Here is a 24,046-nt window from a genome sequence, read left to right on the forward strand (position 1 = left end):
AAGGAGGCAAGATGGCACTGGAAGTCTATGACGTCGTCCGGGTGGTCGCATCGATGACGTCCGAGCGTATCGACTTGCCCCTGTCCCAAGCGAAGGACGTCTGCATCGGCGACCTGGGGACGATCGTGATGGTCCTGACGGCACCCGATACGCGTACGGCCTATGAGGTCGAGTGTGTCGGTCCTGACGGCCGCACGCGCTGGTTGGCCACGTTGTTCCAGGACGAAATCGAGCGGGTTTCGCCTGTGGGAGCGACGTGAGTCGCGAGCGGATCTCCTCGTCGTCCATCGCGACTCACGTCGCTCCCACAGGCAGATTCCATGACCACCATCGCCGACCCGCATACCACCGCCCTCACCACCGAGATGCGCTACCTCGCGCTCGGCGATTCCTACACCATCGGCGAAGGGGTCGACGAGGCGGGCCGCTGGCCTGTGCAGCTGGCGCGCCTGCTGCGGAGGGAGGGCGTGCTGCTGGGCGATCCGCGCATCATCGCCACGACCGGCTGGACCACGGACGAACTCGACGCCGCGATCACCGCGGCGGAACCACTGGGTGAGCACGATTTCGTCACGCTGCTGATCGGCGTCAACAACCAGTACCGCGGCCGCGACGTGGAGGAGTACCGCACGCAGTTCGCCGCACTGCTGTGGCGCGCCATCGGCTTCGCCCGCCAGCGTCACGATCGCGTGCTGGTGCTGTCGATCCCCGACTGGGGCGTCACGCCATTCGCCTTGCAGTCCGGCCGCGATACCGTGCAGATCGCGCGCGAACTGGACGCCTACAACCTCGCCGCGCGCCAGGTCTGCGCGCAGCGCGGCGTTGCCTTCGTCGACATCACGGGCGTCAGCCGGTCGCGTGGCGGCGAAGCGGCGATGCTCGCCGACGACGGTCTGCATCCGTCGGCCGCGATGTACACCGAGTGGACGCGGCTCGCGTTCCCGGTCGCGCATCATCTGCTGGCGTAGCGTGCGCTGCGCGGCGGCGGCTCGCTTAAGCCCCTCTCCGGTCGGGAGAGGGGTTGGGGTGAGGGGCCGACGAAATCATTGGCGGCGAACCTCCCCGATCTCACCGCTCCTCATCCGGCGCTGCGCGCCACCCCGTATCGAGTACGGGGCAGGCTCTTCTCCCGGAGGGAGAAGGGTCCGATGCGCCACGCTGACGCGTCACGCCACCGCGATCTGCGGATCGAGTTCCGCGTCCGATTCCGGCAACACCGTGCGATAGCCCTGCGCGTCCAGCCACGCCAGAAGCTGCGTGAGGATCGCGACGTTGTGCCCGTGTGCGGCGCCTTCATGCAGCAGCACGATGGCCCCCGGTGCGATGTCGCGGGTGATGCGCGCCAGCACCTTGTCGGGCTGGCAGTCGACGCCGTCGAAGCCGCGCGCGCTCCACGCCACCCGGGTCAGGCCGTGGCGCTTCAGCGACAGGCCGACAAAGGGATTGGTCATGCCCACCACGCTGCGGTACCAGCGCGGCGTCTCGCCGGTGATCGCGGTGAGCGTCGATTGGCTGCGGCCGATCTCATCCTCCAGCGCGCCCGGTCCCAGCCGCCAGAAACGCGTGTCCGGGTGCGTGGCGCTATGGTTGCCGATGGCATGGCCGCGGTCGCGGATAGCCTGGACCGCGTCCGGCTGCGCCAGCGCGCGCTCGCCGACCAGGAAGAAGGTCGCCTTCGCCCCGTACCGGTCCAGCAGGTCGAGCATCGCGGCGGTGTCGCCGGAGGGGCCGTCGTCGATGGTCAGCCAGACCACGCGTTCGCGGGTGGGCAGACGCGACAGCGCCGGGCAGAACAGGGTGGCGCGCGGGTATAGCGTGGCCCAGACCACCGGCAGGTGGGTGGCCAGCATCGCCGGCAGGCCGATCCGCCAGCCGTACCGCCACCACAGCCACGCCACGGCCACTTGCGACAGCGCCAGCAGGCCCAATATCAGTCCGGGACGACGCGGCGGACGATGCAGTGTTCCTGTCGTGCTCATGCCCCATGATGCCACGGGGCGTAAAATCCCCTCCCCCACGCCCTTCACGCTTTCCGGTGCCCGACATGTCCCTCGATCCCGCCCTGCGCTCGCGCATCGAATCCCTCCTGCAGTCCAACCGCGTGGTGCTCTTCATGAAGGGCCAGCCGACCATGCCGCAGTGCGGCTTCTCGGCCAAGGCCGTCGGCGCGCTATCGGCGCTGGGCGTGGACTACGCGCACGTCAACGTGCTGGCCGACCAGGAGATCCGCGAGGGCATCAAGGTCTACGGCGACTGGCCGACCATCCCGCAGCTGTACATCGACGGTGAACTGGTCGGCGGCAGCGACATCATCGAGCAGATGACCAACTCCGGCGAACTGGCCACCGTGCTGGGGCTCGCCGCCCCCGACCGCACCCCGCCGGCGATCACGATCACGCCTGCCGCCGCCGAGATGCTGCAGAACGCCGTGGCCGACGCCGGCCCGGGCGCCGCGCTGGCACTGTCGATCAACGCGCAGTTCCAGCCGAACTTCCAACTGGCGCAGTTCGACGCCAACGCCATCGCCAGCGAATCCAACGGCGTGCGCGTGCAGTTCGACCTGGCCAGCGCGCGCCGCGCCGACGGCATCACCATCGACTGGGTCGACGACATCCGCGGCAAGGGCCTGGCCATCGACAACCCCAACGCACCCAAGCCGGTGCAGGCGCTGTCGCCGATGGATGCCGATGCGAAGGTCCGCGCCAGCGAAGTGCTGCTGGTCGACGTGCGCCCGGCCGACGAGCGCGCCCTCGCAGCGGTGAAGCTGCCCTTCAAGACCTTCGACGGCGCTGGCCGCGCCGAGCTGGAAGCCCTGCCGAAGGACACCGCGCTGGCGTTCCTGTGCCACCACGGCGGCCGCAGCCAGCAGGCCGCGGAGGAGTTCCGCGCGCTCGGCTTCGCCAATGTCTACAACGTCACCGGCGGCATCCATGCCTGGGCCGACGACGTGGACGGCACGATCAGCAAGTACTGAGCCGACGCGGCGCAGGCGATACATGGGAAAGCGGGCTTCGGCCCGCTTTCTTTTTGCCTTTCCGCAAAAGCATCGCGCCCTATGGGTGCGATGCTTTCCTTTCAATGCCGGCGACGCACCCGCAAGCCAACACCACCCACCTATCCAGAGAAGCCGCCTGCCGCCAGGTAGTCGCGCTCCTCCTGCGTGGAAGTGCGCCCCATCGCCTCGTTTCGATGCGGGAAGCGCCCGAAGCGGGCGATCAGGTCGTAGTGCAGCTGCGCGTACTTCATGTACTCCTCATTGCCGACGGCACGAAACAGGTCCAGTGCGCGCTGCTGGTCGTCCAGTGCTTCGGAATGTTCGTACGGCATGTAGAAGAAGATCTTCAGCGCCGGATCGACCTGCACATCGAAACCGGCTTCGATGGCGCGCGTGGCGTAGTGCCGCGCCAGCCCGTCGGTGGCGTAGGAATGCGCGCTCTGCCGGAAGCAGTTGCGGGGGAACTGGTCCAGCAACAGGATCAACGCCAGCGCACCCTCGGCATCGCCCATCCAGCCTTCCAGTTCCCGCCGCGCCGCACGGAAGTGCAGCCCGCGGAACCGCTGGTCGAATTCGGCATCGAACGCATCGTCGTTGGCGAACCACTTCTCGTAGCCCGCGTTCTTCCAGAAGGTGATGACGTCGTTGGATTCGTTCATGGCTTTCCTCTGGCTGGAATCAGCGGGAATCTCACAGACCGGATCAATGGGCCTTTGGAATCCCGGCGAGAATGGCAGCGATCTCCGACCATTCCGGATCGTGCTCGGTATAGATATCCATGATGTCGTTCTCCGGCACCAGCGCCTCCATGGCAGCGACGTCCGATGCGTACAGGATCCAGCGCCGCTCCCCCAGCCCCGTGCTGCGTGCCGCGTTGAGGAAGACGCGCCGCTCGGGATCCCATTCACGCATGTCGTCCTCCAGCCTGTTGAGCGCCTTCAGGTCGTTCGCATAAAGCGGCAGGCCCTTTTCGTCCTCTTCGTAGGCGACCACGATCGTGACCCTCTCGGGGAAGGCGGCCCGCACATCACGCGGTGGGAGCGCTGAAATCACACCCACGAAATGGGGACGGTCTTCTGTCAGCGATCGGAGCAGCAACCACTTCTGTTCGTCGCCATTCTCAGTTTCGGATTGCATAGAGGAATTCGCCTGTCTTTGCTCCTTGCCTGGTTGCCATTGCTTGGCCGGGGGAGCCAACGACACGGCTTCACTTGTGTTTGCGAACCCGTCCAGAGGGTCGTGGGACTCTGCGGCCCTAGCACTGCCCGCTTGCACGGGAAGCACTCCGTAAAGAAGCAATCCGACCATGACAGCATGTCTGCAAAGTAACATCACGCTGGCACCCCCTGTTTTCACCACCCTGTTCCTCACGCGCCGATGCGATATCGCATCAGCGGCAGTGTTGGACGCACTCACTCATCAAACCGCAAATGCCGCACCGACTTGCCGTTGCGGCGGATCAGCTTCAGCGCTTCGATGCCGACGGTGATGTGGTTCTCGACGAACGAGGAGCTGACCTTGGCGTCGCTGGCTTCGGTCTTCACGCCTTCCGGGATCATCGGCTGGTCGCTGACCAGCAGCAGTGCGCCGCAGGGGATGCGGTTGGCGAAGCCGGCGGCGAAGACGGTGGCCGTTTCCATGTCGATGGCCATGCAGCGCATCGCGCGCAGGCGCTCCTTGAACGCCAGGTCGTGTTCCCACACGCGCCGGTTGGTGGTGTAGACCGTGCCGGTCCAGTAGTCGTGGCCCAGGTCGCGAATCATCGTCGACACCGCACGCTGCAGCGCGAACGCCGGCAACGCCGGTACTTCCGGCAGCAGGTAATCGTTGCTGGTGCCTTCGCCGCGGATCGCCGCGATCGGCAGCACCAGGTCGCCCAGCTGGTTCTTGCGCTTCAGCCCACCGCACTTGCCGAGGAACAGCACCGCCTTGGGCATGATGGCCGACAGCAGGTCCATCATCGTGGCGGCGTTGGGGCTGCCCATGCCGAAGTTGATCATGGTGATGCCGTCGGCGGTGGCGCTGGCCATCGGCCGGTCCAGGCCGACGATGGGCGCGCCCGTGAGCTGCGAAAACACATTGAGGTAGCCGCCGAAGTTGGTCAGCAGCACATGCTCGCCGAACTGGTCCAGGGGCACGCCGGTGTAGCGCGGCAGCCAGTTGTCGACGATCTCGTTCTTGTCCTTCATGGAAGCCTCTTTTTCTTGTTGTTGTACCGGCGATTCTGGCACGACTGCGACGCACGCACTTGGCAAGCGACGGCGTGGCCGGTTAGGTTCCGGATCTCTTCCAGGGGATACACGATGCGAATGACCTTGTTGGCCGGGCTGGTCCTGGCTTCGCTGGGCGGCAGCGCGCTGGCCGCCACGCCCACCTCCCGCTTCACCCAGGATCCGTACCCGAGCACCTACAGGCCCCTGGCCTCGAGCCCCGTGCTGCTGGCCAACGCCACCGTGCTGACCGGCACCGGCGAACGCCTGGAGGGTGCCGACGTGTTGCTGGCCGACGGCAAGGTGATGGCGGTGGGTCGCGGGCTGTCCGCTCCGGACGGCGCCACGCGCGTCGACGCGACCGGCAAGTGGGTGACGCCGGGCCTGATCGACGTGCACTCGCACCTGGGCGTGTACCCCAGCCCGGGCGTCAAGGCGCACAGCGACGGCAACGAGATGACCGCGCCGGTGACCGCGAACGTGTGGGCCGAGCATTCGATCTGGGCACAGGATCCCGGCTTCCATACCGCGCTGGCCGGCGGCATCACCTCGCTGCAGATCCTGCCGGGCTCGGCCAACCTGGTCGGCGGCCGCGGCGTGACGCTGAAGAACGTGCCGTCCACCAGCTACCAGGGCATGAAGTTCCCCGGCGCGCCGTGGGGCCTGAAGATGGCCTGCGGCGAAAACCCCAAGCGCGTGTACGGCGGCAAGGCCGGCCCGGCCACGCGCATGGGCAACGTGGCCGGCTACCGCGCGGCCTTCATCGATGCCAGCGAATACCTGAAGAAGAACGCGCCCAAGCCGCAGCAGCCGAAGAAGAAGCGCTGGTGGGAACGCGCCAGCGGCGACGACAAGGCGGACAGCGGCGGCGACAGCGGCGGCAAACGCGATCTGAAGCTGGACACGCTGGCCGGCGCGATCAACGGTGAGATCCTGGTGCACATCCACTGCTACCGCGCCGACGAGATGACCACGATGCTCGACCTCGCGAAGGAGTTCGGCTTCAAGATCGCCGCCTTCCACCATGGCGTGGAGGCCTACAAGCTGGCCGACCGGCTGGCGCAGGACGGCGTGTGCGGTGCGCTGTGGGCCGACTGGTGGGGCTTCAAGATGGAAGCCTTCGACGGCATCCAAGAGAACATCGCCCTGGTCGACCGCCCGGCCAACAGCTGCGCGATCGTGCATTCGGATTCCGATGAAGGCATCCAGCGCCTCAACCAGGAAGCGGCGAAAGTGATGGCGAATGCGCGTCGCGCCGGCATGGGCGAGATCGCGCCGGAGCGTGCGATCCGCTGGATGACCAGCAACGCGGCGAAGTCGCTGGGCATCGCCGAACGCACCGGCACGCTGGAAGCCGGCAAGATGGCCGACGTGGTGGTGTGGAACCAGAACCCCTTCAGCGTCTACGCCAAGGCCGAACAGGTCTACATCGACGGCGCACGCATCTACGACCGCAACGATCGGAGCAGGCAACCAGTATCGGACTTCATGCTGGGGCAGGAGGTGTTGCCATGAAGCGCATCCATGATCTTCCCGCCCGTCATCCCGGCGAACGCCGGGACCCAGCGACTTTCGGCGGGTCCCGCGCTGCGGATAGCAAGAGGCACTGGGTCCCGGCGTTCGCCGGGATGACGGTGAAGAGGCTTGCGCTGGTGGCTGCACTGGCGTCGACCTCGTTCGCCGCCTTCGCCCAGGACGTGCTGATCCGCAACGCCACCGTGCATACCGCCGGGGCGCAGGGCACGCTGCGGAACGCCGACGTGCTGGTGCGCAATGGCGTGGTGCAAGCGGTCGGTAGCGGACTGGCCGCACCCGGCGCGACGGTGGTGGAAGCCAATGGCCGTCCGCTGACGCCGGCGCTGTTCGGCGGCATCACCGAGATCGGGATCGAGGAGGTGTCGGGCGAATCGTCCACCGTCGATGCATCGGTGACGCTGGAAGACCAGCCGATGCGACCCGAGTTCGACGTGACGCTGGCCTACAACCCGGCGTCGGTGGTGATCCCGGTGACGCGCGTGGAAGGCATCGGGTTCACTCTGCTGGCCGCGTCGACGGGCGGCTCGTTCATTGCGGGCCAGGGCGGCGTGATGCGGCTGGACGGCAGCGCCGATCCGGTCGGTCCGCGCGCGCTGTTCGTGCGACTGGGCAGTGCCGGTGCGGAGCTGGCCGGCAAGTCGCGCGCAGCGCAGTGGATGCTGCTGGACCAGATGGTGGCCGAAGCGCGCGGCCGCGTGCCGGTGGATTCGCCGCATGCGCTGCTGACGCCCGCTGGTCGCGCGACGCTGGCGCGCTACTTGGCCGGCAACGGCCGCATCGTGGTGCAGGTGAACCGGGCGGCCGACATCCGCCAGCTGCTGCGCTGGGCACAGCGGGAGAACGTGCGCATCGCCATCGCCGGGGGTGCGGAAGCGTGGAAGCTCGCGCCGCAACTCGCGCAGGCGAAGGTGCCGGTGTTCGTCGATGCGCTGGCCGATCTGCCGGCGGACTTCGACCAGATCGGCGCGTCGCTGGAGAACGCGGCGCGGCTGGATGCCGCCGGCGTGCAGGTGGGGTTCTCCCAGGGTGGCGAGTCGCACAACGCGCGCAAGAACCGCCAGCTGGCCGGCAACGCGGTGGCCAACGGCCTGCCGTGGGAAGACGGCCTGGCGGGCCTGACGCGCGTGCCGGCGGAGACGTTCGGTGTGGGCGATCGGGTGGGCACCATCACCCCGGGCAGGCTGGCCGATCTGGTGCTGTGGACCGGCGATCCGCTCGATGTGGCGAACACGGCGGAGCAGGTGTGGCTGGGCGGTCGCGCGATCCCGATGCGCTCGCGCCAGACCGACCTTCGCGACCGCTACCTGCAGCAGGCCGGTCCGCTGCCGCGTGCTTATTCGAAGTAAGCGCGGGGCGGATATCAGTCCACGGAGGCGCCTGCGGGCGCCTTCGTGCTGTCTGCGGCATGGCGGGGCGCGTCCTCGGCGACGATGCGATCGCCACCGGCCCGCTTGGCCGCGTACATCGCCAGGTCGGCGCGTGCGATCAGGGACGCGACGGTGTCGCCAGCGCGCGCCTGTGCCGCGCCGATGCTGGCGGTGACATCGACCGCCACCCCTTCCACGCGCGCGCAATCGTGCCGGATGCGCGCCCCGACCTCTTCGCCGATGCGCAGGGCCGCACGCAGCTCCACGCCGGACAGCACCAGGACGAATTCCTCGCCGCCCAGCCGTCCCAGCTGGTCGCCGTACTGGAAGTGCTGGCTGACCACCCGCGTCACCGCGCGCAGGCAGGCATCGCCCAGCGCATGCCCGTGGCGGTCGTTGACCTGCTTGAAGTGGTCCAGGTCGATGAAGAGCAGCGACACCGGGATGTGTTCGCGCTGGCGTTCGATCAGCGCCCAGTCGAGGCGGTGCTCGATGGCGCCGCGGTTGAGCACGCCGGTCAGCGCGTCGCGTTCGGCATGCGCCTTTGCGCTGTCGCGCTCGCGCCGAAAGGTCAACATGCGGTCCGCCAGGCCCAGGGCCAGCACCACGGCGGTGAACGCGAGCACCCACGGCAGGCCGTACTCCAGCCACGGTTCCGGCCGTTCGCCTCCGCTGAAGCGGAAAGCGCGCGTCATGGTGAATACGAGCAGCGGTACCCACGCGATCAGGACGTAGGCGGCATGGCGCTGGCCGCGGGTCCAGGCCACGACCAGCGTGGCCAGCGTCACGGCGTTGGTCAGCAGGAACAGGGCGTTGGCGATGTCGGGAAACCACGCCTTGTCGACGGGCCACGGCGACAACAGCAGCATCAGGGTCGCGCCGCAGCCGTATACGCCAAAGGCGCGCATCGCCATGGCCAACCGCGGCGTGGCCTGACGCAGGCCGGCGTAGTCCAGCCACAGGAAGACCATCAGGATGGTGGCCAGCGACCCGGAGAACCAGATGCCCTGCGCACCGAACCGCGCCAGCCACGACAGGCCCGGCCATGCGTACGCCTCGCCGTACGAGCACAGCGCGTACAGCAACTGGAAGAGCATGGCGGCGGCGTACAGCAGATAGACGCGGTCGCGCAGCATCGCCCAGAACAGCAGCACCACCATCGACACGCCCAGCACCATGCCGATCGCCGGCAATACCAGCCGCACGTGCCGGAGATCAGCGGCAGCATAGGCGGGCGCGGATTCCACCGCGATCCGCAGCGGGTAGCGCGCGCCCTCGACCTTGACCTCGACCGGCCCATCGCCGCTCAGCCGGAACACCAGCGCGCGGCGGCTGTATTGCGGATCGAGGTCGGGACTGAAGATGTCCTGCCGCCGCAGCGGGCCACCGTGGCGATCCTGCACGGTCACGCGCGCCGTGTAGGGGTGGTAGAGCACCAGCAAGGGCTCGGAGACGCCGGGCTTCGGCAGCACCCGCCATTCGCCGTTGCCGATCGCGCGCACGCCTGCGGCGCCGCTGTCGAAGCGACGTTCCGAGAACAATCCGGCGCGCTGTCCGGCCTGCTGTTCCAGCCCTGACGGCTGGGGGTGGTCGATCCGCGCGATGTTCTCCCCGTGCGCGCCCGCCGGCAGCAGGACCAACAGCAGCGACAACCACCACCGCTGCGTCATGTAGCCCCTTCCCTAGCAGGCGAGTGTCGGGCCGGGGCAAAGGCACGGCAAGCCCGATTCCGCCGTTTTTGTGACTGGAAGCACACAAATTATGGGCCTGCGCCCCGGGCACGACCTGACGGCGGACCCGTTTTCCCGCGCACTTCATGTCACAAAAGAGTGACACACCGCACACTTCATGCGTTTATCCAGCGACTTGCCTGCCGTTCTCCGCTAGTTTTCCGGAGATAGATACAAATGCGACGAATGCCGGGAGGGGCTAGATGCGCATTGGAATAGTCGTCGATTCGGCGTGCGACCTGCCGCTGGAGTACCTGGAACAACACAACATCGTCATCCTGCCGATCACGGTGCGGATCGGCGAAGCCGTGCTGGCCGATCATCGTGACGAACAGGCCACGCTGAGCTTCCTGCACGCGCACGTGGCCGAGCGCGGCCACGAGGCGGAGACCACACCGTTCACCGTCAACCAGATCCGCGACCTGTTCCTGGGCCGACTGGTGATCGACTACGACCACGTCTTCTGCATGACGATCACCAAGACGCGGTCGCCGATCCACGAGAACGCGATGCAGGCCAGCTTCGCCATCCTCAACGATTACAAGCCGGTGCGTCAGGCCGCGGGCCACAACTCGCCGTTCGCGCTGCGCGTGATCGACACGCAGAACCTGTTCGCCGCGCAGGGCATCACTGCGGTGGAAGCCGTGCGCATGCGCGACGCCGGTGCCGGGGTGCAGCAGATCCGCGAGCGCCTGGAGGAACTGGCCAACAACACGCATGGCTACATGATCCCGCGCGACCTGTACTACCTGCGCAACCGCGCGCGCACCAAGGGCGACCGCAGCGTCGGCCTGCTCAGCGCCGCGCTGGGCAGCGCGCTGGACATCAAGCCCGTGCTATACGGCCACGCCGGCAACACCGAGCCGGTGGCCAAGATCAAGGGCTTCGAGAATGCGGTGGAACAGATGTTCAAGTTCACCGGCAACCGCGTGATGGCCGGGCTGATGACGCCGACAGTGTGCCTGAGCTATGGCGGCGAGCTGTCGGAACTGCGCGCCCTGCCCGGCTACCAGCGGCTGCGCGACATCTGCGAGAACAACCAGGTCGAGGTGTTCGAAAGCGTGATGAGCCTGACCGGCATGGTCAACGTGGGCAAGGGCGCGGTGGTCGCCGCCTTCGCCGCACCGCCAGCGCCGTTCAAGCCGGCATAACGGCGGGCTAACGCGCCTTGGATGACGCTATGCCCCAGGTTTCTACCGGGGGTGCCATGGCCGTCCGTTATTACATCAGCCTGCCGGATCCCGGCCGCGCACGCGGCGGCGATCCGGCTTTCAGTTTCGATGCGCATGGCGCGGACGAATTCGCCGCCCAGCTGCAGCATGCGCTACGCACCAGCAGCCTGTTCGACCGCTGGCGCGCCCGCCAGGAAGAACCGGACGAAGTCGACCCCGGCCTTGGCGTGATCGATGACGGCGCCACGGTGCGCGGCCAGCAGGACGATCTGAGCATCCTGCTGGTGGCGACCTCCTCCATCCCGGGACAGGTCCTCAAGCATCGCCTTCGCCTGCTGGCGGGACACGCCTGGGAGCTGCGGGACGTCTCGGCGGCCTGATGGCACGGACCCCCGTGCTGCTCGCCTGGAGCGGCGGCAAGGATGCGGCATGGACACTGCATGTGCTGCGCCAGCGCGACGATATCCACGTGGTCGGCCTGCTCACCACGGTGACGAAGGACGACCAGCGCGTATCGATGCAGGGCATCCGCCGCAGCGTGCTGCACGCGCAGACGAAGGCCACCGGCCTGCCGCTGATCGAGGCGATGATCCCCGCTCATTGCACCAACGAGGACTACGTACAGGCCATGACCGATGCCTTGGTGCAAGCCGCGCAGCGCTGGGCCGGCCTTCGCACGATGGCGTTCGGCGACCTGTTCCTCGAGGACATCCGCGCCTGGCGCGTGCGGAACCTGGCGAACATCGGCTGGGACGTACTGACGCCACTGTTCGGCATGGACACCGGCGCGCTGGCGCGGGAGATGATCGCCGGCGGGCTTCGCGCCCGACTGTGCTGCGTGGATACGCAACAACTCGACACCGCATTCGCCGGCCGCCCCTTCGACGAGGCCCTGCTTCGCGACTTGCCGGTGGACGTCGATCCCTGCGGCGAGAACGGCGAATTCCACACCTGCGTCTCCGCCGGCCCGGTGTTCGACGCGCCACTCGAGCTGGTGCAGGGAGACACCGAGCTGCGGGACGGGCGCTTCGCCTTCACCGATTACGCACTCGCCGACGCACGTCCGTAGGGTGGGCCTTGGCCCAGCCTCGCTCTCCGGCAGGCACCGGGCGGCGGGCTTGAGCCCGCCCTACGACTTGAATGCCGCGGCGTGATGCGCGATGTGCTCGCCGATGAAGCTGGCGATGAAGTAATAGCTGTGGTCGTAGCCGGGCTGCAGGCGCAGCGTCAGCGGATGGCCGGCCGCTTCGGCCGCCGCCTGCAGCCGTTCGGGCTTCAACTGGGTGTGCAGGAACTCGTCCGCGTCGCCCTGGTCGACCAGCAGCGGCAGCCGCTCCGTCGCCTGCGCGACCAGTTCGACGGTGTCGTACTGCTTCCAGATCTCGCGATCGTCGCCGAGATAGGCGCCGAACGCCTTCTCGCCCCATGGCACCTGCGACGGCGCGACGATCGGCGAGAACGCCGACACGCTGCGGTAGCGGCCGGGATTCTTCAGCGCGATCGTCAATGCGCCGTGGCCGCCCATCGAGTGCCCGCTGATCGCACGCGCATCGGTGACCGGGAAATTCGCTTCGATGAGTGCGGGCAGCTCGTCGACGACGTAGTCGTACATGCGGTAGTGCGCCGCCCATGGCGCCTGCGTGGCGTTGACGTAGAAGCCCGCACCCTTGCCGAGGTCGTAGCCCTCGGCATCGGCGACATCGTCGCCACGCGGACTGGTGTCGGGCGCGACCAGGATCACGCCGTGCTCGGCCGCATAGCGCTGCGCGCCGGCCTTGGTGATGACGTTCTGCTCGGTGCAGGTCAGGCCCGACAGCCAGTACAGCACGGGCAGCTTTTCCTTCTCGGCCTGCGGAGGCAGGTAGACCGCGAAGCGCATCGTGCAGCGGAGTGTGCGGGATGTGTGTTCGTAAACGTCCTGCCAGCCGCCGGAGCAGGCGCGGTGTTCGATGCGTTGGAGTGTCATCGCAAGTTCCTGGGTAGCCCGTCTCCCGCCGGGAGAGGGGTTGGGGTGAGGGTACGGCGGAGCCGCTGAGGTGCGGACGCGGCGGGCGCGGCCGCACCCTCATTCGCCCTGCGGGCCCCTTCTCCCGGAGGGAGAAGGGGACAACGCCTCAGTAATGCACCACCGAGCGGATCGACTTGCCTTCGTGCATCAGGTCGAAGGCTTCGTTGATGCCGTCGAGCGGCATGGTGTGGGTGACGAAGGGCGCGAGCTCGATATCGCCCTTCATCGCGTCCTCGACCATGCCCGGCAGCTGCGAGCGACCCTTCACGCCGCCGAACGCGGTGCCCATCCACTTACGGCCGGTCACCAGCTGGAACGGGCGCGTGCTGATCTCCTGTCCCGCGCCGGCGACACCGATGATCACGCTCTGGCCCCAGCCGCGATGCGCGCATTCCAGCGCCGCGCGCATGACGTTGACGTTGCCGATGCATTCGAACGAATGGTCGACGCCCCATCCCGTCATCTCGACGATGACCTGCTGGATCGGCTTGTCGTAGTCCTTCGGGTTGACGCAGTCGGTGGCGCCGAACTGCTGCGCCATCTCGAACTTCGACGGATTGGTGTCGATCGCGATGATGCGGCCCGCCTTGGCCTGGCGCGCGCCCTGGATCACCGCCAGGCCGATGCCGCCGAGGCCGAACACGGCGACCGAATCACCCGCCTGCACCTTGGCGGTGTTGTGCACGGCGCCGATGCCGGTGGTGACGCCGCAACCGAGCAGGCAGACATGTTCCGGATTCGCGTCGGGGTTGATCTTCGCGAGCGAGACTTCGGCAACCACGGTGTACTCGCTGAAGGTCGAACAGCCCATGTAGTGGTACAGCGGCTGGCCTTCGTAGGAGAAGCGCGAGGTGCCGTCCGGCATCACGCCCTTGCCCTGGGTGGCGCGCACCGACGTGCACAGATTGGTCTTGCCGCTCTTGCAGAACAGGCACTCGCCGCATTCGGCGGTGTACAGGGGAATGACATGGTCGCCCGGCTTCACGCTGGTCACGCCTTCGCCGACCTCGACGACGATGCCGGCGCCCTCATGACCCAGCACGACGGGGAACAGGCCTTCCGGATCGTCGCCCGACAGCGTGAACGCATCGGTGTGGCAGACGCCGGTGTGGGTGATCTTCACCAGTACTTCGCCCTTCTGCGGCGGGGCGACGTCGATCTCGACGATCTTCAGCGGTTCGCCAGCGGCGAAGGCGACGGCGGCACGGGATTTCATGGTGGCACTCCTGCTTGCTTGAAAGGGGCTTACTTGAGATAGGAACGGACCAGCGCGACGGCGGCGTCGATGCCGGCCTCGCGCTGTTCGGGGGTGGACGCCGGGTGCGCGAACTCCTCGCGCAGATGGCTCTCCAGGATCTCCGACATCAGCCCGTTGACCGCGCCGCGCACGGCCGCGAGCTGCTGCAGCACGGGCGCGCAATCGGCGCCCTGCTCCAGCGCGCGCTCCAGCGCATCGAGTTGTCCGCGGATGCGTTTCACGCGCGTGAGCGCCTTCTTCTTGTCGGCGGGCGAATGCGGCATGAGGCTGACCCCTCAAATAGTGGGGGGGAGTATAGGACGATCGTTCCGTCGGGGCAAAGCGAGCCGACGGTTGAACGGAAGACCCTGGTTGCGACCCAAGGACCCAACTAGGGTCACTCCGGTGGACCAACCCATGGTCCACCGCCATTGGCACGCGCGGCTTTGGAACCGGTATAGCAGGGGGCGGCCTTCGTGGCAGCGCTGGGACGGGTTGAGGGGGAGGTACCGACGCGGCTGCAGAGTTCAGGAGTGGGTCGCCCAATCTGCGGCCTTCTGATCACTCAGCGGGTAGCGCACACCGCAGACGCCACCGACTGCAGCGGCCATGGCCCTGCCTGATCCGCCCATGCATGCCTGCATCGCTCGCCATGCCGACTTCGTGCAACCCATCCCGTGCGCACTGCGCCCGCGGCACGAAAGCAAAAAGTGGCTGGTGCATTACGTCGTAACCATCGACGTGGGGTGCTGTCCGATCGCGGGTTGGCGATGGTCTCTGGCTTTTCGGGGCGGACGATGTCGCGGGCGCGGGTATTGCGAAGACGCGATGCGGGAGACTTGGAGACACAGGAGCGGTGGGGGCGTGATGGTGGGCCAGGACCCACCCTACGTTTAAACGATCTGGGGGCCGGAGGCATCATGATAGGGATGTCTTTATTCTGATTGGGGTGTGTGATGGGTGTTGCTCGGTGGTGGTGTGCGTTGGTGTTGCTGTGCGCGGCGTTGATGCCGGGAACGGGGCGGGCGGTGGAGTCTGAGCCGGCGAAGGTGATGATGCTGGGCGTGTTCCACTTCGAAAATCCTGGCCTGGACGTGGTCAAGTCGAAGGTCGTCGATGTCTCCACTGACGAAAATCAGGCGTATTTGACGGGCCTGGCGACACGAATTGCCGGGTTCGCTCCGACCGACGTCCTGGTGGAATGCGAGCCTGCGGCACAGGCGAAACAGGATGCCGCATACGCCGCGTGGCGCGACGGAACGGCAGCGCTCGACGTCGACGAGACGCAGCAGATCGGGTTTCGTGTGGCCCGGGCAGCGGGTCTCGCTGGCGTGACCTGTTTCGACGAAGGCAACGTGCAATGGAATGGCGAGTCGCTGTTCGCGTACGTCAGTGCGCACGCGCCCGCTCAGAAAGCGGAAATGGACGCGGTGTTCGCATCGCTTTCCGAGCGCACGACCCGGGAGCAAACCACGCTGCCGCTGCACGAACTGCTGCGGCTGACCAACGACCCGGAGCGCGATCGCGAGAACAAGAATCTCTACATCTTTACCAATGCGGTCGATGCGGGCGACAGTTTCGTCGGCGCCGATGCGTCGGCCAGCTGGTGGCATCGCAATTTCCGCATGTATGCCAACGTGCAGACCGCTGCTGCGCCGGGGCGCCGTGTGCTGGTGATCGCCGGCGCGGGGCACACCGCGATCCTCAAGGACCTGCTGGCGATCGATGGCCAGCGCGTGGCGGAGGATGTGGTGCCTTACCTGACCCCGTGACGGCTAGCGTGCGCCGTTCGGCAGGTCTGTCGCGCTACGAAACTAAAACGGAAGGAATCAAGAAGAAGGGGGCAGCTTGAGCGGCAATCCTCCATCAACAATCGCCAAAAGTGGCGCCCTGCGGCTGGCTGGCGTGATGCCGTCGAGCGCTATCCACAGCGCACCGTATGGTGGGCCATCCCCTCGATACGGCTCGATCTTAGGGCGGCTCGGTACGGCTAACAAGCCGATGAATAACCGGATCCAGCAGAGTGTAGAGCGTGCGCGGCGGTGGATGTCCGCTTTGGGTCGAAGCGGACTTGCTGACGATATACCGTCAGAGCGTGGGGACCGCCGGCCTCAGGGTCGACGAGCGGAAAGTCGGCCGTGGCGGATCGGGATGGAAGTACTGGATTGATCTTCCGTCGTAGCGGAACTGGACGCCGCTGAAGTCCACCAGGTCCATCAAAAGCTCTTCAACGACGATCCTCAATTGCGCTTCGAGGTCTTCCAGCTCGCCTCCGGCGTACTTGGGGACGTATCCGCGGCTCAGATCCACGATCACTCGCTTGCTGGAAATGTCGAATTTGACGTGGGCGGACACCTCCTTGCTTTGTCCCTCGATCCGCTTCTGCCGGTTGACCCGTGCCTGCACCTCTTCGGTCAGTTGCTGCTCGATCTCGAGGCGGTCAGCTGCCGGCATCATTGCGGCCGTAGGTAGTGGCGCTGGCGTCGATGTCGCGGTGACCGCGAATGCAGCGCAGAGCAAAAGGCCCAAAGCAAGTTGGAAGGCCGCTCTTGCCAATGACGCTTTAGAGACGCTTTCCATGTCGCTCACCTTCGATGGTCCACATGCGAAGCAAGTAGCCTCTAGAGGTAAACGCGCTTAGTCAAACCACAGTCCTAGCGTGTCGGCTGTTGGCCGGAAGCGGACATCCCAAGCTGCATGTCGGGTATCGGCCAGAAGCGGGTGAATGGAACGAACCCCGATATCGCCAAGCCCAATCGGCACGCGGACCCCGCATTGCCGAGTTCTCATCGATAACGCAGCAGGACGTTCCGCGCGATAACGGTTAAGAGGTGGGTGCCGCCCTCTTGGCGAGTCCGCCGGCGCTCCATTGCCGCTCGTTACTCCACCTAGTTGGGGTCGCTAGCTCTCCCCAACCTATGGACCTGAGCCCAAGCGATCTGATCCCACGGTTTACGCCTCCAGCTTCGGCAAGCGGAGCATCGCGAAGCACGTCAATCTGGTCGCGATGTTGGAGGCGGCGAGGGCGTGGAGTTGACCAGCAGCAGAAAACCTACTCTAAGCCCTGCTTGGAAATGATTTTCCAAAGAAATCCTATCATTTAGATCTAATGGCAGAGATAGCGAAAAATATTGCCAAGATGCCCCATAGCCAAATCAAGCCCAATCCCGTTAATGTATCAATAGTGAGAAGTCCGACAAAACCGAGAAACGTGATCACGTAAGCCTTTCTGCTGGATAAAATTGACATTAGTCTTTCGCCTCTTCTGTCCTACGTGATTCCGGGGGAACAAGGAAGTTAAGGGGCGCGTCCGGGCCTTGCATATCCTGAATTGGAATAATCAGTCCTGCGGCCACGGCGGATAGCACCACTGACACTTCATACATTAGGACATATTGCCCTCCCCTCTCTACGAGCGGCTTCACGATAGGAGTGCCGGCTTGCGCGGCTCCGGCTGCGCCAATCACGGCAGTTTTCGCAGCGGGAGAGTTATCGATTGCGTCACCCGCGCGAGTCAGAGGAAGGTTACCTACCTTCAGTACATCACCAAAAGCCTGCCAAGCTCTCCGAAGATAGCCAGGTTTCTCAGTGTTACGGTCGTCTTGGAAAGCGGGGCTAGACTGAGCTGATTGCGCCGCCTGTAAGGGGGAGGCCACCTTTGAGACTTGTGGGTTTTGAGCGCCCGACGATCCACTTTCCATGCCCGATCCCAGCTTCATGAAGGACTGTGCCGCCGGAGACCTTGATGATATCGAGGCCCTATTTTCACGAGCGGTTTCGTTACTCTGTCGTCCGTCGGGATCGGTGAAACGATAAGGGCTATTGTTGGCATAGCGATAGCGATGAAACTGCCCCACAGGATTGCTGTAAGCAGTCACTGGGTCGACGCTGAGAAATATGCCCAACTGCTGATCGTAGTAACGCTGCTGCATGTACGTCAACGTCGTGGCCGCGTCCTGGACGTGCCCCGTGAACCCCACGCCCTGATAGTTCGGCTCGCCGATGACTGTGCCATACGGCTCATAATCATTCCGATCGATGACCGCACCCGCCTGATCGGTCACCGCAACTGGGCTACCCAATGCATCCGTGTGGACATATTCCACCGTTGTCTGCGCATGAGCCTCACCTGATACACATCCGATCACAACCAGCAACAGCGCTGCCGCTTTACGAATCACGCCTGTCATGAAGTGGCTCATGGCGACACCCCCGCCGACCAGGCCGAGCAGCCGTTCGTACTGCAGGCCCTGATCCAATAGGTCAGCGCCACGCTCGGTCCCACGTTCTGTCGTCGATACCAGGTCGGACTGGCCGGCGCAGTGAACGTCGTCGGCGCTGCAGTCCCTCTCTTCTCCTGGAACTCGTAGTAGGTCGAACCGTAGGACGAACTCCAGCTCAAGTCTGCAACCCATTTGCCCGGCGTCGTACTGTCATCGAAGTGCCGGCTAGCAGAGAGGCCCGACGGTGTTGATGGAATTGCCGGCGGCACGTTGACCACCGTACTGGCTTCCGCGCTCCAAGGCCCGCATCCGCCCACATTGCAGCCACGTGCGCGATAGCCGTAGGTCGCGTTGGCCTTGCCTGCGAATGCCTTGGATGCGGCCGCAGCATCGTGCACCAAGGTCCAGCCCCCCCCATTGACGCGTTCTTCCAGGTGGTAACTCGTGGCCGCGCCGACCGCCGTCCAGCTGACCGTGTAGTTGTCCACCATCAGCGAACCCGGCACCGACACCGCCGGTGCCTGTGTGGGCGGCAACACGACCTGCACCGTGACCGCACTGGACGTGGCACCGCACCCCGCGCTGTTACACGCGGTCACACGGTAGAGATAGTTACCCGCGATCTTGCCGGAGGCCGACCAGCCACCGACCGGCTGGTTCAGGACCAACGCCCAACCGCCACCCAGCGCGCTTTCTTCCAGTTGGTAGGTCGTGGCGCCTGCCACGCCGGTCCAGCTGACCGTATAACTGCCCGTATTGCTCAGCGTGGGCGTCGCCGAAACGGCGGACACACCCGCAGGCGGATAGATCACCACCACCGATGCACTGGCGGACCAGTCAGAGCATCCGGCCGGATTGCAGGCGCGGACGCGGTAACCGTACGTGGCCGCCGGCACCGACGCGTAAGACTGCGAGCTAGCCGCGCCCGAATAAGCGCTGGCCCACGCACCGCCATTGGTGTTCTGCTCCAACTGATAGCTCGTCGCACCCGACACGCCGGTCCAGGACACCATGTAGTTACCGTTGAGCGCGGTGCCCGGCACCGACAGACTGGGTGCCGATGCAGGGGCCAGCTCCACGGTCACGTTGGCGGTGCCGCTCCAGCTCCCGCACGCCGAGGGATTGCAGGCGCGCACGCGATAGCCATAGGTGCCGCTGGCCATGCCGCTCCTGCCCAGCGACAGCGACGAACCGCTATAGGCGACCTGCCAAGCACCCCCATTGGCTTGCTGCTGCACCTCGTAATGGCTTGCGGCAGTGATCGCAGTCCACTGCACATCGTAGTTGCCTGCCGTGCTGTAGCCGGGCACAGTCAAGAGCGGCGTGCCCGGTGCCACTACTGTGTTGACGCGCGCGACTAGGCTGCCGCTCAGGTAGATGTAGTCCGTGTGCTTGCCTTGCCGTGCGTCCTCCTGCCGTCTCAGCACGCCCCCCATGTCATACAACGACAGGATCTCGCCCTGCGCAGCCGTCGACAACACGCGTCGACCATGACCGTCGTAGCGATAGTCCTCCTTGTTGACGGCTGAGCGCAGGCGATTGCCGTAGTCGAAGACGAACTGCTGGCCGTTCTTGTTCTGCAGATTGCCCTGCACATCATAGCCGAAACCAACAATGGTCGAGCCGCCGCTGTTCTTGATGTTGCCCAGCCGGTTGCTGGCATCGTAGATGTACTGCGAATAGTCCTTTACACCGGCCAGCGTCCACGACGTCATGTTGTCCAGCGCATCGTAGGTAAAACGATGCCAGGCATCGCCGCCGAACACCCACGAACCTGCGATGGTTAGACGATCCAGACCGTCGTACTGCATATGGCGGTCGTAGTGGGCCCCGCGGGCCACATCGTAGATGTCGCTGACATTGCCATTGACGTCGAACCTCGTATCGAGGTCCATGACACCGGCGTCGACGCTGCGGGCGGGCAACTGCCGCGCATTCTGCGTCATCGAATGCACGATGCCGTTTCCGTAGGTGAACTGCTTGATGCCGCCGTTGGGATAGTACTGGACGCCCGTTGCGTAGCTTCCCGCACGGGTCGCCTGCCCAAGGGCATTGGGCTCGTACTGAACCAGCGTCCCGGTGGGATAGCTATGGAGTGCCAGGCTGCCGTTGCTGTCGTAGCCGTAGCCGAAGCTGCGCGTCTGAGCACCCGTTGCCGGCGTGGACTGGGAGATCGCCTCTCCTTCCAGCAGCCGGCGACGGTTGTACGAGTAGCTGTTGGTGACCGCATCGCCACTGGAGGATGCGTTGTAGGTGATGACCTGCGACGGCAATCCGTCCTTGGTATAGCTCCACGACTGATTGCCGCGACCATCAGGGAAGTAGAGATTGGTCAGTCGATTGCGTGCGTCGTACGTGCGCTGCACCATGCGACCGCTGGCCCAGGCATCGGCTGCGTTGCACTGCGTGATGTCGCCCAGTCCCGCCAGGCCCGCCGCACTGCGCACCAGATTGCCGGCATTGTCGTAGCCCATTATCGAGATGCCCGTCTCCGGCTCGATGGTCTTGCAGAGCTGCTGATCCAGCTGATAGACGTACCGACGCGTGACGGACCGGCTGCTGTCGGCGTTCCGGCGCGTCAGCGACAAGGGCTTGCCGAAGATGTCGCGCGTGATGTCCGTGAACGCACCTTCCGGGTGCTGGATCGACATGGGTCGGTCCAGACTCGGACTGCCGAACACCTGGTAGCTGGTGACGGACTGGAATCCACGCGGATTGGTGACCCTGGTGCGATGGTTGGCGAGGTACTCCGTCAACGTCGTCAGTACACCATGCTCGCTATCCTGAGACACTGCCGTCGCGCGGCCCAGAGCGTCGTAGGTGGTCCAAGCTCCTTGCGCTGGAGGCGTGATCGTGTTGTGCGGATACGAGACGAACGCGGTCCTGCCTGCAGGATCGTATTGCGTACGCGTTGCACGCAGGGTTGCGGCTTGGCTGCTCTCGTCGTACTCATAACTCAGGACAGGCCGCCACAGGGCATCCATGTATGTGAAGCGTCGCAGGTCGCCCTGCCATTCCGTACGCACCCACTGCCCGTCCGCGACACCGGGCGGACGCCAGTCGGCGGTCTTAACCGAGGCGAAGGTTCCGTTCCAGTTGTTGTAGCTGACGGCATCGCCTGTCGGATAGGTGATGGTCTTGAGCCTGCCCATCACGTCGTAGTCGTAGCCCGTCGCGAAACCCATCTCATCAGTGACGGAGCGCACCCATCCATTGTTGTCGATGACGGCGGATTCCACCGCGCCGGACGGAGAGTCCGGGGTGGCCGGGTAATGGATGGACCCGGGTATACCGCGATGCCAGCCAGAGAGCACTGTCGTGAAGTTGTTGCCGTCCTTGATGGTCTGGACCGTGCCATCCGCGTTATAGCCGACCGTCTGGACCAGCGCGCCCGGACTGGCGGCTGTCCCCGGGGCATAGCGACGCAATGGCAGGACGCTCGCGGCGTCGTACTCGGTACGCGAGACGATCAGGTTCGGGGTGGTGTTGAGGTTGGTGACCTGTGCGACCTGTCCCAGTACCCACCGGACGTAGTTGTCGTGATAGGCGGTCGCATCGGTCTTGCTGTATCCGAGCGTATTGGACGCCGTCTTCCGCAGCGTACGCCCCAGGGCATCGAAGCACAGCACACCGTCGCATCCGGCGTCGATCGTGGTGGTGTAGGTCACGCCATCCTGGGCCAATACCGATTGCTTGACCGGGCGAATCCTGTTGGCCAGGGCATTGGGTAGATGCAGCAGCGTCGACCCTACCTGGGCGGGAAACTTCTGCGCAGCGACTTCCGTGTCGGTAACGTAGGTCGTCGTGGATGTCGTAGCGGTAGCGCCTGCTGCGTCCTTCACTGTGGTCGACAGCAACCGACCTTCGTTGAGCCCATACAGGATGCCGAATTCGTGCTGCGTCTTGACACCGTCGGGCGCGGTGACAGTGGTGATCTTGGACGGCGTACAGCCGGTGCAGGGATCGTTGGGGCCGCCGGTCGTATAGATGCTCCTCGTACCCTGACCAATGGAATAGGACCAGGTCGCCGGAGTAAGACCGGGCCCCGCAACCGTCTTGCTGCCGAGAATGTAGTTGTCGAAGAAATGCGGGATGTAAGGAAGCAGCTCGGGCACACCCGGGGGCGTGTCGCAGGGATGGATGGGCGTGTGGCCGCGGTAGAGACGCGTGTGACTAAAACCGAACGTCGCCGTTGCCCCCCAAGGTGCATCGACACTCATCGAGAAGGCGCCGTCGAGCCGATCGGTCTCGGAGCGGCAGCTCGTGTTCTGACCGCCATCCGGTGGCGGTTCGCGCTTAGGCATTAGCGTGCCCTCCACCCGGTATCCCCACGTGGAGGTGTCTGGCAACTGGACCGTGCGCAACCGGTAGTCGCCCGTCCTTTTCGGATAGGCCTGGCTCCATTCATACGCATAACCCCAGGTACGACCGTTCGTGGTCGCAGTCGCCAGGCGCCCATCGACGTAGGCAAGCGAGATCAGTCTTCCGTCACTGGCTTCGATGCTGGTGAGCAAGTCGCCGGAATAGTGGTACTTCACCCAGTTGCCGAACCTGTCCACGACCTGTGTGGCCATCAGGTAGACGCGCGTACGACCCACGAAACTGACGTTGGGCGGCTTGCCGACCTTGTACCCCTTGATCGCATGTGTGATGGCGTGGTCGAAGTAGTACTTTGTCCCATCCTTTGTCAACGCAACGAAGCCCTCGCCGGGATAACCATTCTTGGTCGAGGCGAGACAACCGATGCGGGTGAAGTCGCGCGTGATCCAGGGGTAGGTCCCGCCATCCTGGATCGCGGGCACTTTGGCATCCGGGGCGACCAGCATTTCCTGATCGCCGGAGCCGGGAAGATGCATGTGGTAGCCGTGCCAGATGTCGTGGATCGTGCCGTTGTTCTCGCTGCCGTTGATCAAGGCGGCGGCGTCTGCAATCGCGGGGATAGAGCACCGACTGTAGGGCGAGGTGCTTTTCGTCTTCCAGCCCTTGTCGACGTAAAACTCGCCGTATACGCGCGGCGTATCGAGCTCCCAATCGGCAACTCCCGGGAGGCCGTACTCGTCTTTGCGATTCATGACCTTAAAGTAGCGGCTCAACTGAACCGGAAGGTCGCTGTTGCCCGGCACATCGATATCGGTCGCACTGAAGGTGACGGTTCCGTCGTAGAGACTGACACTCTCTCCGAACGAGTCACCCGACATAGGCGCAACCATCTGCGCCGACTGGATCTTCTTGTTGTAGTCCTCGATGGCTTCAAGGTCATCGAGCGCTTGTGAGTAAGCATTGAAACTGACAAGCACCAGCAGCAACCACACGACACGTCGCATCCCTAACACCCCTGGTCCATTTCCCCGAGACGACGTTACCCGCCGTTCTGGCTAAATGCATTTACGCGACCCACGGGCATCCCGCAGCGAGAGTCTCGGCCAGCCCCGCGTTTATCACCCGCAACGCAACGAGAGTGCTACCTGAGAATACAAAAAACTCTTACAGCTTTGTTTTTCTTACATTTCTATTCGCTGTCGAACCAGTCCGTCACTCGCCGAACTGTCGACCGACCGGCGTAAGCCA

The 24,046-nt window shown here is 65.0% G+C and carries 20 protein-coding genes; 9 read left to right on the top strand and 11 right to left on the bottom strand.

Annotated elements, in window-relative coordinates:
- The first annotated feature begins 11 nt into the window (after window positions 1–11).
- On the top strand, window positions 12–260 hold the full coding sequence (locus AC1Q5B_RS03045) for a DUF4926 domain-containing protein (protein WP_492630256.1): 249 nt from the start codon (window positions 12–14) through the stop codon (window positions 258–260).
- A gap of 60 nt (window positions 261–320) precedes the next feature.
- Window positions 321–968: an SGNH/GDSL hydrolase family protein gene (locus AC1Q5B_RS03050; protein WP_492630257.1), complete on the top strand. Its 648-nt coding sequence runs from the start codon at window positions 321–323 to the stop codon at window positions 966–968.
- 198 nt (window positions 969–1,166) lie between these two features.
- Here the strand turns inward: AC1Q5B_RS03050 and AC1Q5B_RS03055 are convergent, their stop codons facing one another.
- Window positions 1,167–1,994 (bottom strand): polysaccharide deacetylase family protein, encoded by an 828-nt coding sequence (locus tag AC1Q5B_RS03055; RefSeq protein ID WP_492630258.1) that lies wholly within the window; start codon window positions 1,992–1,994, stop codon window positions 1,167–1,169.
- Window positions 1,995–2,044: 50 nt separating this feature from the next.
- On the opposite strand from AC1Q5B_RS03055, the gene grxD reads away from it, so the two are divergent.
- The gene (grxD, locus tag AC1Q5B_RS03060) at window positions 2,045–2,974 is read left to right on the top strand and encodes a Grx4 family monothiol glutaredoxin (protein WP_492630259.1); all 930 of its coding nucleotides are present in this window, start codon (window positions 2,045–2,047) and stop codon (window positions 2,972–2,974) included.
- A gap of 140 nt (window positions 2,975–3,114) precedes the next feature.
- Here the strand turns inward: grxD and AC1Q5B_RS03065 are convergent, their stop codons facing one another.
- The 3 genes from AC1Q5B_RS03065 to AC1Q5B_RS03075 all read right to left on the bottom strand — a co-directional run bounded on the left by AC1Q5B_RS03065 (window position 3,115) and on the right by AC1Q5B_RS03075 (window position 5,184).
- Window positions 3,115–3,654 (bottom strand): DUF924 family protein, encoded by a 540-nt coding sequence (locus AC1Q5B_RS03065; protein ID WP_492630260.1) that lies wholly within the window; start codon window positions 3,652–3,654, stop codon window positions 3,115–3,117.
- 43 nt (window positions 3,655–3,697) lie between these two features.
- Window positions 3,698–4,132, bottom strand: coding sequence for a DUF695 domain-containing protein (locus AC1Q5B_RS03070; RefSeq protein WP_492630261.1), 435 nt, complete (start codon window positions 4,130–4,132; stop codon window positions 3,698–3,700).
- Between the two features lie 275 nt (window positions 4,133–4,407).
- A complete protein-coding gene (locus tag AC1Q5B_RS03075) occupies window positions 4,408–5,184 on the bottom strand; it encodes an AMP nucleosidase (protein WP_192274337.1) in 777 nt (258 codons plus the stop codon).
- A 114-nt stretch (window positions 5,185–5,298) separates the two neighbouring features.
- Between AC1Q5B_RS03075 and AC1Q5B_RS03080 the strand changes: the two genes are divergently transcribed.
- A complete protein-coding gene (locus AC1Q5B_RS03080) occupies window positions 5,299–6,720 on the top strand; it encodes an amidohydrolase (protein ID WP_492630262.1) in 1,422 nt (473 codons plus the stop codon).
- A 113-nt stretch (window positions 6,721–6,833) separates the two neighbouring features.
- On the top strand, window positions 6,834–8,087 hold the full coding sequence (locus tag AC1Q5B_RS03085; protein WP_492630263.1) for an amidohydrolase family protein: 1,254 nt from the start codon (window positions 6,834–6,836) through the stop codon (window positions 8,085–8,087).
- A 14-nt stretch (window positions 8,088–8,101) separates the two neighbouring features.
- Here AC1Q5B_RS03085 and AC1Q5B_RS03090 read toward each other — a convergent pair whose 3' ends face one another.
- Entirely contained in the window at window positions 8,102–9,778 is a 1,677-nt protein-coding gene (locus AC1Q5B_RS03090; protein WP_492630264.1) for a sensor domain-containing diguanylate cyclase, read from the bottom strand.
- A 263-nt stretch (window positions 9,779–10,041) separates the two neighbouring features.
- Between AC1Q5B_RS03090 and AC1Q5B_RS03095 the strand changes: the two genes are divergently transcribed.
- From AC1Q5B_RS03095 to AC1Q5B_RS03105, 3 genes are read left to right on the top strand one after another with little or no spacing between them, the layout of a single operon-like run.
- Window positions 10,042–10,989 carry a DegV family protein gene (locus tag AC1Q5B_RS03095; RefSeq protein WP_492630265.1) on the top strand — a complete coding sequence of 316 codons (948 nt, stop codon included), beginning with the start codon at window positions 10,042–10,044 and terminating at the stop codon, window positions 10,987–10,989.
- A 56-nt stretch (window positions 10,990–11,045) separates the two neighbouring features.
- The gene (locus AC1Q5B_RS03100) at window positions 11,046–11,390 is read left to right on the top strand and encodes a hypothetical protein (protein ID WP_492630266.1); all 345 of its coding nucleotides are present in this window, start codon (window positions 11,046–11,048) and stop codon (window positions 11,388–11,390) included.
- Window positions 11,390–12,079, top strand: coding sequence for a Dph6-related ATP pyrophosphatase (locus AC1Q5B_RS03105; protein ID WP_492630267.1), 690 nt, complete (start codon window positions 11,390–11,392; stop codon window positions 12,077–12,079). Before AC1Q5B_RS03100 ends, AC1Q5B_RS03105 begins: the two co-directional genes overlap by 1 nt.
- A 60-nt stretch (window positions 12,080–12,139) precedes the next feature.
- On the opposite strand, the gene fghA is transcribed toward AC1Q5B_RS03105, so the two are convergent.
- From fghA to frmR, 3 genes are all read right to left on the bottom strand, one after another.
- Window positions 12,140–12,976, bottom strand: a complete 837-nt coding sequence (fghA, locus tag AC1Q5B_RS03110) for an S-formylglutathione hydrolase (RefSeq protein WP_492630268.1) — start codon at window positions 12,974–12,976, stop codon at window positions 12,140–12,142.
- A gap of 148 nt (window positions 12,977–13,124) precedes the next feature.
- Window positions 13,125–14,234: an S-(hydroxymethyl)glutathione dehydrogenase/class III alcohol dehydrogenase gene (locus AC1Q5B_RS03115; RefSeq protein ID WP_492630269.1), complete on the bottom strand. Its 1,110-nt coding sequence runs from the start codon at window positions 14,232–14,234 to the stop codon at window positions 13,125–13,127.
- A gap of 29 nt (window positions 14,235–14,263) precedes the next feature.
- Complete coding sequence (frmR, locus tag AC1Q5B_RS03120) at window positions 14,264–14,539, bottom strand: formaldehyde-responsive transcriptional repressor FrmR (protein ID WP_492630270.1); 276 nt, start codon at window positions 14,537–14,539, stop codon at window positions 14,264–14,266.
- 702 nt (window positions 14,540–15,241) lie between these two features.
- On the opposite strand from frmR, the gene AC1Q5B_RS03125 reads away from it, so the two are divergent.
- Window positions 15,242–16,027, top strand: a complete 786-nt coding sequence (locus AC1Q5B_RS03125) for a DUF5694 domain-containing protein (protein ID WP_492630936.1) — start codon at window positions 15,242–15,244, stop codon at window positions 16,025–16,027.
- A gap of 316 nt (window positions 16,028–16,343) precedes the next feature.
- On the opposite strand, the gene AC1Q5B_RS03130 is transcribed toward AC1Q5B_RS03125, so the two are convergent.
- From AC1Q5B_RS03130 to AC1Q5B_RS03140, 3 genes are all read right to left on the bottom strand, one after another.
- The gene (locus tag AC1Q5B_RS03130) at window positions 16,344–16,835 is read right to left on the bottom strand and encodes a hypothetical protein (RefSeq protein WP_492630271.1); all 492 of its coding nucleotides are present in this window, start codon (window positions 16,833–16,835) and stop codon (window positions 16,344–16,346) included.
- Between the two features lie 668 nt (window positions 16,836–17,503).
- Window positions 17,504–18,457 (bottom strand): RHS repeat domain-containing protein, encoded by a 954-nt coding sequence (locus tag AC1Q5B_RS03135; protein ID WP_492630272.1) that lies wholly within the window; start codon window positions 18,455–18,457, stop codon window positions 17,504–17,506.
- Complete coding sequence (locus AC1Q5B_RS03140) at window positions 18,454–23,790, bottom strand: RHS repeat protein (protein WP_492630273.1); 5,337 nt, start codon at window positions 23,788–23,790, stop codon at window positions 18,454–18,456. Before AC1Q5B_RS03140 ends, AC1Q5B_RS03135 begins: the two co-directional genes overlap by 4 nt.
- Between the last annotated feature and the right edge of the window lie 256 nt (window positions 23,791–24,046).

Source organism: Pseudoxanthomonas sp. GW835-FHT14C01 (assembly GCF_058793715.1).

Excerpts from the sequence above, each read along its gene's own strand:
- AC1Q5B_RS03065 (WP_492630260.1), bottom strand. The coding sequence starts at position 3,654 with ATGAACGAATCCAACGACGTCATCACCTTCTGGAAGAACGCGGGCTAC.
- AC1Q5B_RS03115 (WP_492630269.1), bottom strand. The coding sequence starts at position 14,234 with ATGAAATCCCGTGCCGCCGTCGCCTTCGCCGCTGGCGAACCGCTGAAG.
- AC1Q5B_RS03050 (WP_492630257.1), top strand. The coding sequence starts at position 321 with ATGACCACCATCGCCGACCCGCATACCACCGCCCTCACCACCGAGATG.
- fghA (WP_492630268.1), bottom strand. The coding sequence starts at position 12,976 with ATGACACTCCAACGCATCGAACACCGCGCCTGCTCCGGCGGCTGGCAG.
- AC1Q5B_RS03075 (WP_192274337.1), bottom strand. The coding sequence starts at position 5,184 with ATGAAGGACAAGAACGAGATCGTCGACAACTGGCTGCCGCGCTACACC.
- AC1Q5B_RS03100 (WP_492630266.1), top strand. The coding sequence starts at position 11,046 with ATGGCCGTCCGTTATTACATCAGCCTGCCGGATCCCGGCCGCGCACGC.
- AC1Q5B_RS03090 (WP_492630264.1), bottom strand. The coding sequence starts at position 9,778 with ATGACGCAGCGGTGGTGGTTGTCGCTGCTGTTGGTCCTGCTGCCGGCG.
- AC1Q5B_RS03070 (WP_492630261.1), bottom strand. The coding sequence starts at position 4,132 with ATGCAATCCGAAACTGAGAATGGCGACGAACAGAAGTGGTTGCTGCTC.
- AC1Q5B_RS03135 (WP_492630272.1), bottom strand. The coding sequence starts at position 18,457 with ATGAGCCACTTCATGACAGGCGTGATTCGTAAAGCGGCAGCGCTGTTG.
- AC1Q5B_RS03095 (WP_492630265.1), top strand. The coding sequence starts at position 10,042 with ATGCGCATTGGAATAGTCGTCGATTCGGCGTGCGACCTGCCGCTGGAG.
- AC1Q5B_RS03105 (WP_492630267.1), top strand. The coding sequence starts at position 11,390 with ATGGCACGGACCCCCGTGCTGCTCGCCTGGAGCGGCGGCAAGGATGCG.
- grxD (WP_492630259.1), top strand. The coding sequence starts at position 2,045 with ATGTCCCTCGATCCCGCCCTGCGCTCGCGCATCGAATCCCTCCTGCAG.
- AC1Q5B_RS03045 (WP_492630256.1), top strand. The coding sequence starts at position 12 with ATGGCACTGGAAGTCTATGACGTCGTCCGGGTGGTCGCATCGATGACG.
- AC1Q5B_RS03130 (WP_492630271.1), bottom strand. The coding sequence starts at position 16,835 with ATGGAAAGCGTCTCTAAAGCGTCATTGGCAAGAGCGGCCTTCCAACTT.
- AC1Q5B_RS03080 (WP_492630262.1), top strand. The coding sequence starts at position 5,299 with ATGCGAATGACCTTGTTGGCCGGGCTGGTCCTGGCTTCGCTGGGCGGC.
- frmR (WP_492630270.1), bottom strand. The coding sequence starts at position 14,539 with ATGCCGCATTCGCCCGCCGACAAGAAGAAGGCGCTCACGCGCGTGAAA.
- AC1Q5B_RS03085 (WP_492630263.1), top strand. The coding sequence starts at position 6,834 with ATGACGGTGAAGAGGCTTGCGCTGGTGGCTGCACTGGCGTCGACCTCG.